The organism is Chryseobacterium sp. GM_Chr_2 (assembly GCF_026540445.1).
Classification (GTDB): Bacteria; Bacteroidota; Bacteroidia; order Flavobacteriales; family Weeksellaceae; genus Chryseobacterium.
Map to the genome: position 1 here is coordinate 246,396 of NZ_JALNUD010000004.1, position 13,674 is coordinate 260,069.

Sequence of the window (13,674 nt, forward strand, 5' to 3'; positions counted from 1 at the left end):
TAATAAGACATGAAAAAAATTATTTTATTAGGCTCAATGGCCTTTCTTACGCTTTCTTGCGGCCAAGACGATGATGACAACACCGTTACAAACAACACAGATCCTACACAACAAACGGCTATTCTTCCGGTAAAAATGACTATTGATGGAGAATCTATGAAAATCAATTATGACGGAACAAAAATCACTACCTTAGTAAGTACAAGTAACTCTAGTGATAAAGTCGTTTTTGAATACAATGGAGATTTTATTACATCCATTAAATTTTACGAAGGAAACGTACTGCAAACAGCTCAGGAATATACTTACTCTAATAATCTTTTAGCAACAGCAGTAAATAAAGAATATACAAGCAATGGTATAACAATACAAGCTTCTGTTACCAATGAATTTACACATACAAGTGCCAACTCAATTAAGGTAAAAAGAACCATATTTGGAGGTTCGCCACAGCCTGTAATGAATACAATCTATAATTACAGTAACGGAAATATGACCAGCTCTTCAGGAAGCGGAACATTAACTGTAGGCGCAACAACTACAACTTATAATGAGTCATCAACATACACTTATAATGATAAAAACTATCCTTTTAAAAATGTAAAAGGCTTTGATAAGTTGATTCACACGGATGAAAAAACGGATGGTATGTCTGCTATATTTTCTAATATAAAAAATAATATCAGCTCTTACAAATCAACAACTACTGCGACGTCTGCTGCCAGTAATATGACAAGTTTCTCAGCATATAAATATACTTCTGTGACTTACAATACAGAAGGTTATCCGGTTACTGAAACCAAAGCGTATACAGATGCTAATGGGAATGTGAGTACATCTTCTCCATTAGAACTTCATTCTTACGAATACAATCACTAAAAATAAAAAATCCTGCATCGATGCAGGATTTCTTTTTATATAAGATTAATTCTTCTTTTTTACTTTAGCTTTTACCTTTTTCACTTCATCTTTAATGAACGGATACTTTTTCTGCATATCCGATACCAACGAAGGATCTAATTCTAAAGCTTTCTGAAGCGATTCGACACCTTTTTCCTGATCTTTAAGGTTCAGATAGCAATTACTTAGCTGATAAAACAATTCTGCTCTATGATGTACTTTTACGGCTTTATTTAAAATTGTAATCGCTTCTTCATATTCACCCAAAAGCATTAAAACTTCCGAATAAGCATACCAATTGTAAAATCTTGTAGGTTCTGCTTCTACCAAAATTTTCAGGCAAGAAAGGCTTTCTTCAAACTTTCCTGAATCGATGAACAAAAACGCCAGTCTTTTTTGATAATCTAAATTACTCCCATTCAACGAAGTAGCTTCTTTCGCAAAATGTAAAGCTTCTGTCATGCCGCCCATTTCCTCGTAAAGATAAGATTGCTCCATCATCGCAAGATAAAACTGAGGATCTTCTCTCAGCGATTTCTGGAAGTAATTTAACGCTACAATGGGTTGTTTTAAAGCCTTATAACAAAGTCCTACTTTATAAAATGTAAACGCTTTGGTATATTCTAATTCCAGCATTTCTTCATAAACTTCGATAGCTTTTTTATACTGGCCTAAAGCTTCATAACAAGCTGCTTTATTAGCATATACTCCAACAGAACTAGAATTGATCGCCAATAAATAGTCGTAACCTTTTATCGCTTCTTCGTAGTTTTTTCTGTTGAAATAAAACTGTCCATACTCAAACCAAGCGACTTCTGAATAGGCAAATTCATCTAAATATTCATTAAGAAAGGCAATCGCCTCCTCGCTCTTATTCAGTTCCGAAAAACAAATCATCGCGTTTTCCAAAGAGTATTCGTCTGTTGGATCTTCTTTCAATGCTTTTCTGTAATGTTTAAGCGCGTTAAAAGGATCTCCAAGATTCACATATTCATCCGCGATAAAATTGTGAAGGAAGTTTTCTTCTTCTTTCAATTCCAACGCTTTTTTACAAATTTCAATAGATTTTCTCGGATTTCCTAAATTCGAATAATACTTTGCGTAGCACACCAAAAAGTCGGTGCTTTCCATAGAAGAACCTTTCAGCTCATCGATAAGGTCTTTCGCTGTATTATACTCTTCCCATTCTAGGAGAATTTCAAGTTTTTTGATCTTGATATCTAAAGAATTGGGATGAAGCTTTAAACCGTAAGTTACCGCTGTATCGGCATAATTAAAGTCTCCAAGCTCCAGATAATAAACAATAATGTCTTCTAACTCTTCTGTATCAAAGTAGAATTCATCATTATTTTCCATCATTTCTTCGAACTTTTTTACAAGTTCATTTCCAAAATATTCTTCCAATATAAACCAGTTTTAAGATTTAAGACTTGAGAGATGAGATATACAAATACTCTGTTCTGAAAATCTTAGTACTATAAATTTAATAATTATTCTTTTTCGAATGATGAATTAGCTGTTAAATTTTTCTAAATCAAACTATTGATTTTAGCTATCATATCATCACCCAATTGGTCGGCCTCTTCCTGAGATTTAGCCTCTGTATAGATTCTGATAATCGGTTCTGTATTAGACTTTCTAAGGTGAACCCAATTATTTTCAAAATCTATTTTTACACCATCTACCGTAGAAACCTCTTCATTTTGATATTCTTTTTCCATTTTGGTTAAAATATCATCCACATTTATTTCCGGAGTCAGCTCAATTTTCTTTTTACCCATAAAATAGCTCGGATATCCAGCTCTCAGCTCAGAAACTGTTTTATTTTCCTTTGCTAAATGTGTTAAAAATAAAGCAACACCCACTAAAGAATCTCTTCCGTAATGTAGCTCAGGGTAAATAATTCCTCCGTTTCCTTCACCACCAATTACCGCATTTTTCTCCTTCATCAAAGTAACTACGTTTACTTCTCCCACAGCACTTGCAAAATATTCTGAGTTGTGAGTTTTAGCAACATCTCTCAAAGCACGGCTTGAAGAAAGATTTGAAATTGCCACTCCATTTTTATGTTTCAATAAATAATCTGCAACGGCAACCAAAGTATATTCTTCCCCGAACATTTCACCTTTTTCATCAATTAAAGCTAATCTGTCGACATCCGGATCTACAACAATTCCGAAGTCTGCTCCTTCTTTTTTCACCAATTCACAGATGTCTCCCAAATGTTCCTTTAACGGCTCAGGATTGTGTGGGAAATGACCTGTCGGCTCGCAATACAATTTTACTGTTTCACAACCAAGTTTATCTAACAGCATTGGGATTGCGATACCTCCCGTAGAATTTACAGCATCTAAAACCACTTTAAAGTTTTTAGATTTAATAGCTTCAACATCTACCATCGGCAAGTCTAGAATTTGCTGAATATGAATATCAAAAGCATCATCTCTGGTTTCATATTTTCCTAAATCATCAACTTCTGCATAATTGAAGTCCTCGCTTTCAGCCAAAGCCAAAACTTCTGCTCCATTTTCACCACTGATGAATTCTCCTTTATCATTCAATAATTTCAGAGCGTTCCATTGTTTGGGATTATGGGAAGCGGTAAGGATAATTCCACCGTCTGCTTTTAGTTCCGGAACCATAATTTCAACGGTCGGAGTCGTAGAAAGTCCTAAATCAACCACGTTAATCCCAAGACCCTGTAACGTTGCTGTCACCAAAGAAGAAACCATTTGCCCAGAAATTCTGGCGTCTCTCCCGATAATCAACGTTAAATCTTTTTTATTTTTATTATTCTGAAGCCAAGTTCCGAATGCCGAGGCAAACTTTACCACGTCCAGCGGGGTTAAGTTATCATTTACTTTACCGCCAATGGTTCCTCGGATTCCTGAAATACTTTTTATTAATGACATTCTGAGTGTTTTATAAGTTTAATCTAATTTATTTGGTGTTTTAAAACTAGGCAAAATTAGATATTATTTCTTATACCTCATCAGAAAGTTATGAACAACCGCAATCCTTATCGCAGTTTGATCTTTTTGAACTAAACTTTTTCGGTGCAAAATTCTTTCTGAGTACTTTAAATAAAGAGTAACAGGCAAATGCAACGATTATTAGAACAATTACGTATTGTAAAATTAATGAAGAGTCCATTATTTTAATATCTGATATGCTATCATCGACACAAAGTATGCCAAACCTGTCATCATCGCTACCTGTAAGCCAGTCCATTTCCAGCTTTTGGTTTCTCTGTAGACTACTGCAAGTGTAGAAATACACTGCATTGCAAATGCGTAAAACAAGAGTACCGAAACACCGGTTGCAAAACTGAAGACTTTCTCACCATTCGGTTTTACGTCTCTTCTCATTTTATCGATCACTTTCACTTCAGGAGCATCATCATCTAAGCTGTAAAGCGTTGACATTGTTCCTACAAACACTTCTCTTGCCACGAAACTCGTCAGGATTCCAACGCCCATTTTCCAGTCATAACCCAATGGTTCAATAATTGGCTCAATTCCTTTTCCCATTTTAGCCAAATAAGAATGATCTAGCTCAACATTGGTTGCCACCAACTGGTCTGGTTGTTGTTTTGGTCCGAAATAGCTCAGGAACCAAATGATAATGCTTACAACGAAAATAATCTTTCCAGCTCCGGTAATAAAGTCCCAAACTTTCCCCAAAACCATTTTAAAATCGTATAAGAACAATGGTTTTTTATAAGTAGGTAAATCCATCACAAGATAGGTTTTTCCTTTATTTTTTATAAAACCTTTAAGAATAGCAGAAGAAAGTAAAGCTACGGCAAAACCAAGCAAATACATTCCCATCAAAACAATGGCTTTATACTGAATTCCGAAGAATGTTTTATCTGAAATAATTAATCCAATAATAATACTGTAAACGGGAAGCCTCGCCGAACACGTCATAAAAGGTGTCACTAAGATGGTCAGCAATCTTTCCTTTAAATTTTCAATATTTCTTGTTGAAATGACCGCCGGAATTGCACAGGCTGTACCTGAAACCAATGGAACGATACTTTTTCCGTTCAATCCAAAAGGTCTAAGAAGCCTATCCATAAGGAAAACAACTCTTGCCATGTAACCTGAATCTTCCAATAAATAAAGGAAATATAACAAGATCCCGATTTGAGGAGCAAAAATTACAATTCCTCCGATACCCGGAATAATTCCGTTGGAAATCAAAGAATTGATTGGCCCTTCCGGCAAATGTTCTGAGGTAAAAGCCCCCAGTTCTCCAAAAAGCCAGTCGATTCCATCCATAGGATATGCTGCGAGGAAGAAAACGCTTTGGAAAATAATCAACAAAATCAAAAGGAAAACGATATATCCCCAAAATTTGTGAACCAAAACCTTATCAAGCTTTTCGGTTAATAATTCCTTGAACTGCGGTTTTTTAGTGATTACGTTGGATAAGATTTTATCAACATTTTGGTATCTTCTTACGGTTTCCTGAACCTGTAGTCTTTTCGGAACTAAACTTTTAGAATCCGGCTCGTTCATTGAACCTGTAATAGATTCTATTCTGCCTAAATCTGTTCCTAAAGAAAGGCTCATCCAGGCTTTATATTCATTATCAAACCCTTTGTGAGAAGCTAATTTCTGAATAAAATCTTTATGCTCTGCTGGTGTTTCAAATGAAACTTTATTTGTTTTTAAGAATTTGTTGTTTAAAACGGCTTCTTTTATTTCATCAATTCCAATTTGCTCTTTCGCATTGGTCTGAATAATTTTTATGCCTAATGCCTCTGAGAATTGCTGAATATCAATAGTAATTCCTCTTCTTTCCGCCTGATCGATCTGGTTCACCACCAAAATCATCGGAACTCCCAAATCCTGAATCTGCTGGAATAAAAGAAGACCTCTTTTTAAGCTTAGTGCTTCAAGAATATAAATAACTCCGGCGTAATCTTTTTGATTATCAATTAAATATTTAGAAAAGATAGCTTCGTCTTCTGAACTTGGATACAAGCTGTAAGAACCCGGCAAATCGATAATCTCAACTTCCTCGTTCTTATACGTATAATTCCCGGAATGGCTTGCTACGGTAACTCCGGCGTAGTTTCCGGTTTTCTGTTTTTTGTTGCTGAGTGCATTAAAAACCGTTGATTTTCCTACGTTTGGATTTCCTACTAAAAGTATCTGTTTTTTTTGAGTGTCCTGCATTAATTCAATTCTTCAACAATGATATAATCTCCTTCTTCCTCACGAAGAGCAATACGGCTTTTTTCATCTCCAAACTCTACATACATGGGTCCGCTGAACGGCGCCTGATACAAAATCCTGAACAAAGTTTCGGGAAGAAGCCCCATTTCAATGATCTTGTTGGGCATTTTCAGACTGTCATTATCATACCCTACAATTTTTCCCATTTTGTTTTTGGGAAATCCGCTCAACTTATGTAAATCCTTCTCTTTCAAAGCCAAATTATTTGTGCCTGCAAATATACGTTATTTAAATTTAATCTAAATAACGGATTTCTATGAAAGAAATCAACCCAAACACATCGCTGTATCTGGGTTGATTTTACAAAATATAATTTAGTTGATATGAAGCTTTTTTATTTCGCCTGTCCTACTTTTTCTACATTCCCTACTTTTATTTTCTCGTAAGGAGGTTCAATAGGGTTGTCATTGGCGTTGAAGAAATCTTTGTATGCTTTTTCCTGTTTTTTCATCATGTCTCCGATGGTTCCATCCATTCCCGGAATAGATTTTGAAAGCATATCCTGAGTCATCATTGGTCTTATCGTTGCAAATGGATCTTTCTTGAAATCGCTGTAAGTTTTTTCAAACTTCTCTCTAGATAATTCATTCACTTTACCTCCTTTTAAGTTCATGAAATTTTCAACGTAAGAGAATTCAGTGTAATCATTAATTTTCTTGTTTCCCTGTAAAACCCAAGAATAGTCTTTTTTATCGTCTTCAATTTTCACGATCAAGCCTGGAAGTCCGGAAAATTTATAAGGCCCATCCTGAAACGGAATATCTGAAGAGAACCAAGCCGTCCATTTTCTTCCTCCAAATTCAGTTGTTGCTTTTTGAGCATTGTATTCGCCTATTTTTTGCTTGTCGCTAAGGATATTCCATTTTAATTTTAAATCTTCATTGTAACCGATATTACTTGGCGTAAATCCGCTTGTGATTTTATCTACATACTGAATCTTCATTGTTGGATAAAACTTATAGATTCTGGCTGAAATCTTCGGTGACTTTATCGACTTTGAAAGATCTTTCATCATTCCAGATTTTTTCATCGCTTCAAATTCAATTTTCATGATTGAATCTTGAGCAATTATCGTATAATCCTGATAAATAGATCTGTTTTTATCGGTAATATCTAAAATCGTGATTACTTTATCAAGTTTTGCCGAATCTTTCTTTGGTTTAAATGTTAATTCATAAAAGAAACGATTGGCGGTTTCCTTTTCCTGTGCGTTTGCAAAAATTACAATGGCTAATAAGAATACTGAAAAAAGTTTTTTCATTTTGAAAGGTTTACTAATTAGTTCACTATCCTCAACTTTTGTTACAGATTTTGTGCCTTTTTATTTTGAATTGATTTTAATGAAATTAAAATCTATTGATTTTCAATTAAATAAAAATAAGACAATGATAAACATCAGTTTGTAACATCATCTTTTAATAGATTATGAAACAAAAAACCAACCTCCGTGAGATTGGTTTTTGTGATTTATTTAAAGTTGAATTTTACGGTGAACATGACTTGGCTTGGTCGAAGCTGAATCTTCGTGTAAGAAGAACTGTTCGTTGACTGGTTGATATTATAAGTTTCAAAGAACTTTCTATTAGCGATATTTAACCATTTCAATTCAAAATCAATTTTCTTTTTAGACCATGAAAACTGATAAGAAACATCATAAAATGCATTTTTATACTTATTAATTCCGTCACTTGTATTCACCTGATCCCAGTTGAAACCAATGGTATGATTTTCTATTGGATAAAAATACAGCGCCAAATTATGATTAAACCCAGAGTTTACTCCTAATCTGCTTTGAGTCGTACTTAAACCAACATTATCCTGTTTATTTCTTGATAAATTAAGCGTATAATCTAAACTTGCCCAGCTAAAATATGTATTGTTGAACTTAAACCCGTAAGTCTGAGTATTATTTTTACTTAAATATTGAGTATCATCTAAGAATGCATCAGATTTTGACAATGTATTTCCGTAGCTCACAGAAGCATTGGTTTTAAATTTCGGAAAATATTTACCTACTTCTACATTAAATCTGTTGCTTTTTGCGTGGTTTTCTCTTTCAATATATTTAATTAAAGTAGATCCCGTATTTACATCTAAAATTGGAGAAGAAAGCAAATTTCTTTTATTATCACTTAATGAATAATTTACATTAAAAAATAAATTATTTAGCGGGTTTCTATATTCAATTCTTGATCCTACACTTTTAGAAGTTGTCTGCGGAATCGGATTATTAGGATCCATCACATTAAATCCTCTTGGGCTTAACAGCATATATCCTGCATACGCTGTCTGAACATCTCCAAAATTATTGCTGATATTTCCGTTTACGCTTGCTTTCCAGAAAGAGGCAAATGTATACTGCACAAATGCGTTGGGAGTAAATGTAGTTTTATTTAATGATTTTGAAACTCCTCTCAGATCGTCTTCAGCCTTAATACTGTTGAAATTAGCCGGAAAATTAGCAAAAACACTCCATGATTCAGATTTATAATTTACCCCAACTGAAGCTGAAGGTACAATTTCAGTAAATTTCAGATTGTTTTCATAAATACCATCATTAAAATTAGGCGGAACGTCCCCAGGAATGGCAGGATTTGTAATAGCTGCTCCATCAAAATTTGTATTGAGTTTATCTGTTGAAAAATCAAATCCTACTTGTGGTGTGAATGTCCATCCTTTTGTAGAAAAGCTAACATTCGCTGAATGTGATGTGTCTAATGTTTTCAATCTAAATTGTTGCATTGCCGACGTTCCCGGTGCAAAATTTACAATCCCGTATTTATCTTTTTCATTCGGATCTGTGGGGTCTGTTTTTGGAAGTTTGTAAGGTAACTGTAAATAGTTTGCCGGGCTAACAACCAATGTCTGCTGATCATCCTGATAATTGATATATGATTTGAAGTTTACCATCTTTTCTCCCCAAGGGATAATCGTACTCAATGAATTTTGAAATGACGATGTAGGAGACTCTACCGATTGATTTCCTGATCTTCCTGCTCTGTCTGCAAAAGCTCTGTCCGCATTCCAAAACTGGCTGAAACTTGTGGTATTTTTAAAGAAACCTTTCTTCGCATTTTTAGTAAAGATCAATTCACCTTTTAATTTATCTGTATAAAAGTTATTTCTTGTGCTCATTACCACTGTAGATTGCTGTGGTCTTTCGCTCGTTGGGAAATAAGTTGTTTCGTTATAATCTTCTCTTTCTACCGCATTATTGGTATAATTAGCACTTGCCTTCAGCTCCCATTCTTTCTTTTTATCAATATTTGTAAGATAGTTGGCAGATAAATAATGAACATTATTCATTAGATATCTTTTAACGGGCAAATTGGGTGTACTTGCTGTTTCTACATTCAGCCAATCGTTCTGAGAAGCATTAATTCTTCTTCCTTCCCAGCTGCTTCCAAATGCCAGAATATTACCTTCATTTTCCACCTGCTCGCCCATGTTGTTGGTTTTATAATTAACCACCCATTGACTTTTCTGTCCGAAAAACATAGGTGTTAACTTCACATTCCAAAGCCAGGGATCACCGAAGCCTGTTCCTACTTCACCACGACCAGTCATGGTTACTGAATTTTTAAGCTTAATATTAATAGCTGCCTGATCAGAAGGGACTTTACCCGAAAGAATCTTTACCGGCTGGTGGTTTTCAAGAACTTCAACTTTCTGTACAGCATCTTTCGGAAGTGAGTTATTGATTGTTCCATAACCGCCTTCCATTAAGTCTTTTCCGTTAACGTAAAATTTATTGATGGCATTTCCCTGATAAAGAATACTTCCGTCGGTATTTACTTCAATTCCGGGGATTTTCTTCATTACATCAGCCAATGTTCTGTCGTTTTTGCTGTCGAATGCTTTCAAATCGTAGGCAATGGTGTCACCTCGTGAGGTAATCATCTTTGTTTTCAGCTGAACTTCTTTAATTTCGGTAGCTTCAGATTGAAGTTTAAAACTCAAACTCTGATCGCTATTGCTGATTTGCTTTGTTAATGGTTTTTGGTTGAATGCTTTTACCTTCAAATCTACATTGGGTTCTGCCGTGGTAAAAGTAACTTTGTATTCCCCTTTTGAGTTGGTAATTCCGTAGGCAAGAATGGCGTCTTTTCCTGGTTCTTCTATGGTCACACTCGCGCTGGGAATTGCTACTCCGTCTTCATCTGTAATTTTCCCCGAAACTGTTTTTTGTGCAAAAGACAATACTGAGAAAAATATCATCAAAAACAAAGAAATCTTCTTTTTCATAATTATTATTTGCGTAATTAGTTAGCTGTTTTGAATTTTTGTTACACTTTTAGTAAAGATCTAAGATAATCTAAAAAGTTAAATTGAAAATTATCACTACAAACATAGTGATAAAATTATTCAATACATCGTTTTATTTAGAAATTTTTAGATTTTATGGGAGATAAAATTTTGAATATTGTTTACAAATCGAATGAAAAGACAAATTTCCTAGCCGTGATTGCAGCGGCATCCTTTTGTGAAGCAACGCGGAACAAAAGATATAGCGGAAAGCGCAAAAAAGCTCCTGATGAAAAATATTTCATAGGAAAAGGCTATTTTGAAAATAATTTAATGAATAAAAGAAAACAAATGTATTGTCTAAATCTATCTAAAATAAATTGCATTTATCTGATAATTTAAAAAATTGCACTTTCTTTATGAAAATAAATGGGATTGCAGAAAAATTCTATTTAATAAGATTCTTTATTATTTTTATTTAGTCTAAATATTTAAAATAATGATTTGAATCATAGATTAAAAAAAACTTAAACGCTACAACGTAACTATTTATTTAATAATTTTGTAATATAAAATTTATAAGATGGGAATTAATTTAAAGCCTATAGATATTGTAGATGATATTACTCAAGAAGAATTCATAGAAAAATATCTAAAGCCCAGGAAGCCCGTTGTCATCAAAAACATGGCAAAAAAGTGGCCTGCTTACCAGAAATGGACAATGGAGTATATGAAAGAAGTAGTTGGAGATGTGGAAGTTCCGTTATACGACAGTTCCAAGGCTGATCCCGCTGCTCCCATCAATGCTTCCGCTGCTAAAATGATGTTTAAAGATTATATCGATCTTATCCAGAGAGAGCCTACCGATCTTAGAATTTTCTTTTTTGATCCTATAAAACATGCTAAAAAATTATTAGACGATTATATCTCTCCAAAAGATCTAATGGGCGGATTTTTAGATAAATATCCTTCCATGTTTTTTGGTGGAAAAGGTTCGGTAACCTTCCTTCACTACGATATCGATATGGCGCATATTTTCCATACCCACTTCAACGGAAGAAAGCATGTGCTTCTTTTTGATTACAAATGGAGAGAAAGATTATACCAGATTCCTTATGCAACCTATGCTTTGGAGGATTATGATATCGAAAATCCGGATTTCACAAAATTCCCTGCCTTAGATGGTGTAGAGGGTATTGAATGTTATCTTGAACATGGTGATACGCTGTTTATGCCGACAGGCTGGTGGCACTGGATGAAATATCTGGACGGAAGTTTCTCTATTTCTTTGAGAGCTTGGGATAAATCTTGGGCAGTAAAAGCGCATTCTTTGTGGAATCTTACTTTCCAACGTAAGTTTGATGATATCATGAAGAAGAATTTCAAGAAGAAATATATGGACTGGAAAGAGAAAAAAGCAATCGAAAGAGCAGAACTCGCTTTAAAAAGAGGGTTGCCGAAAAGATAAAATGAAAAGACGTTTCAATTAGAAACGTCTTTTTTGTTTTATAAAACTCTATAAATTGGATATTGTCTGAAAGTTTTTTCCTCGAAATAAGGAGAGTTTTTATAAACCCAATCCAGCTGAGCCGTTCCATCGTCGGCGAATTTTTTGTTGGATGCTTTTTTGGCTTCGAATCTTTGTTTTAAATCTTTATCTTTTTTCAGTAATTCTGCCGCCGTATCTTCAAAAATATAAGCTGAATAATATTCTTTCTGGGCTAAAATTCCATCAAAGAAATTCCAGTTGAAGAAAGAATCCAATGCTTCCGGTTCTAAGGTTTCAATAATATATTTTACGCCATCTTGATTTGTTGGAACTAAGTAATCTCCGGCAGAAAATGATATGTTTTTATTTAAATTGTCGACTGTTGTTTCAAAATGCAGATAATGACCTTCGTATGGATTTTTTACGGTTTTAAAATCATTAATTTTATAAGATTCAACAGCAATTGTACTGTCTTTCTGAATCGGTTTCATTTGGATCTGATTTCTTTTAAATTCTTCAATTACCCGATATTGCGATTGCGGGATCACATAATATTTCGGAATCGTAATATAACCTGTCGGAACAGCAGTTGTGAACAGCTTTATATTTTTTGTGAAAGGCTTGTTTCGGTCGTAATATAATCTTGGTTTTCCTGAAATTTCGCTTGGCTTGTATTTCCCTTCATACCCTTTAAAATCCATCGTAGAGTATTTCGTAGAATCGATTTTCCAGCGAATTCCATACTGTTTTCCGGCTTGATATTGTTTTAAATTTTCAATTCGAAGCTGTTTGATCTTTTTGTAATCTTTGTCTAAATTCTGAAGATTGACGAGCATATATTTGTACGTTGCATCGACTCTTTTGTCATAAGGTTTCAACATATGCGTTTCAGGAACCGTTCCCAAAGAATTGAACAAAGTCGTGTAACCCGTAGAATATCTCGGAGAATCCTCAAACGAAGCAAAACCAACTTCCGGAACATCTCCATGAATATTGACATAAGGCGTACTTTCGTAACCTAGTTTCTTCAGATCTTCAAGATTTTTAGCTTGATAATTATTGTAAAAATATTCACCCAAAACATTTCCCAACCTTTCTTTAAAAGTAGAAATATAAGTGAAAGTATACTGATAATCTGCTCCGTTACTCACGTGATTATCAATGAAAACATCAGGTTTCAGCCATTGGTAAATCTCCTGAAAGCTCTTCGCATTTTTTGTATCTGCTTTAATGAAATCTCGATTCAAATCATAATTTCTAGCATTTCCCCTGAATCCATACTTTTCAGGACCGTTCTGATTAGCTCTGGAAAATGATCCACGATTCAGCATGCCGCTTACATTATAAGCAGAAATCGCCGCGATTATGAAATTCTGAGGTGTTTTGATTTTTTTTGTTGCTAAATCTCGCATCAACATCATCGTTGCATCGATTCCGTCCGGTTCACCGGGATGAATGCCGTTGTTAACGAAGAGAATTGCCTTTTCTTTTCTTAATTGATTTAAATCTTTCTCAGGAAACGGATTGTAAATAACTACATAAATCGATTTTCCGTTGTCGTCTTCTCCTTTTTTCAGATATTGAATCGTATTAAAATTTTTAGCTAAATCTTGATAATACGCATTCATCTCGTCATAAGTAACGGTCTGATTTCCATTTCCTTTTTCGAAAGGTGTCTGAAATTGAGTTTGAGCGAAAGCTAAGATTGAAGCAAAAGAAAATAAGAGATATTTCAGTTTCATTGAAGTGATATTTCAGGATTTAAAATTACTGTGTTTTTGTAGAACGACGAAA

The 13,674-nt window shown here is 34.3% G+C and carries 10 protein-coding genes; 3 read left to right on the forward strand and 7 right to left on the reverse strand.

Features of this window, described 5'->3' with window-relative positions; genetic code table 11:
• Positions 1-9 precede the first annotated feature (9 nt).
• Positions 10-879 (forward strand): hypothetical protein, encoded by an 870-nt coding sequence (locus tag OXQ85_RS08895; protein ID WP_267403704.1) that lies wholly within the window; start codon positions 10-12, stop codon positions 877-879.
• A 45-nt stretch (positions 880-924) separates the two neighbouring features.
• On the opposite strand, the gene OXQ85_RS08900 is transcribed toward OXQ85_RS08895, so the two are convergent.
• The 6 genes from OXQ85_RS08900 to OXQ85_RS08925 all read right to left on the reverse strand — a co-directional run bounded on the left by OXQ85_RS08900 (position 925) and on the right by OXQ85_RS08925 (position 10,391).
• Entirely contained in the window at positions 925-2,304 is a 1,380-nt protein-coding gene (locus tag OXQ85_RS08900; RefSeq protein WP_267403706.1) for a tetratricopeptide repeat protein, read from the reverse strand.
• 125 nt (positions 2,305-2,429) lie between these two features.
• Positions 2,430-3,812: a phosphoglucosamine mutase gene (glmM, locus tag OXQ85_RS08905; RefSeq protein ID WP_267403708.1), complete on the reverse strand. Its 1,383-nt coding sequence runs from the start codon at positions 3,810-3,812 to the stop codon at positions 2,430-2,432.
• A 240-nt stretch (positions 3,813-4,052) separates the two neighbouring features.
• Positions 4,053-6,086: a ferrous iron transport protein B gene (gene feoB / locus OXQ85_RS08910; protein ID WP_267403710.1), complete on the reverse strand. Its 2,034-nt coding sequence runs from the start codon at positions 6,084-6,086 to the stop codon at positions 4,053-4,055.
• Positions 6,086-6,340: a FeoA family protein gene (locus OXQ85_RS08915; protein WP_267403712.1), complete on the reverse strand. Its 255-nt coding sequence runs from the start codon at positions 6,338-6,340 to the stop codon at positions 6,086-6,088. The genes feoB and OXQ85_RS08915 overlap by 1 nt, the downstream gene beginning before the upstream one ends.
• 140 nt (positions 6,341-6,480) lie before the next feature.
• Positions 6,481-7,407, reverse strand: coding sequence for a GLPGLI family protein (locus tag OXQ85_RS08920; protein WP_267403714.1), 927 nt, complete (start codon positions 7,405-7,407; stop codon positions 6,481-6,483).
• A gap of 206 nt (positions 7,408-7,613) precedes the next feature.
• A complete protein-coding gene (locus OXQ85_RS08925; protein WP_267403716.1) occupies positions 7,614-10,391 on the reverse strand; it encodes a hypothetical protein in 2,778 nt (925 codons plus the stop codon).
• 156 nt (positions 10,392-10,547) lie between these two features.
• On the opposite strand from OXQ85_RS08925, the gene OXQ85_RS08930 reads away from it, so the two are divergent.
• Together OXQ85_RS08930 and OXQ85_RS08935 are read left to right on the forward strand one after the other, a co-directional pair.
• Positions 10,548-10,793, forward strand: a complete 246-nt coding sequence (locus OXQ85_RS08930; protein WP_267403718.1) for a hypothetical protein — start codon at positions 10,548-10,550, stop codon at positions 10,791-10,793.
• A gap of 181 nt (positions 10,794-10,974) precedes the next feature.
• On the forward strand, positions 10,975-11,859 hold the full coding sequence (locus OXQ85_RS08935) for a cupin-like domain-containing protein (RefSeq protein WP_267403720.1): 885 nt from the start codon (positions 10,975-10,977) through the stop codon (positions 11,857-11,859).
• Positions 11,860-11,897: 38 nt separating this feature from the next.
• On the opposite strand, the gene OXQ85_RS08940 is transcribed toward OXQ85_RS08935, so the two are convergent.
• Positions 11,898-13,622 carry a hypothetical protein gene (locus tag OXQ85_RS08940; protein WP_267403722.1) on the reverse strand — a complete coding sequence of 575 codons (1,725 nt, stop codon included), beginning with the start codon at positions 13,620-13,622 and terminating at the stop codon, positions 11,898-11,900.
• Positions 13,623-13,674 lie beyond the last annotated feature (52 nt).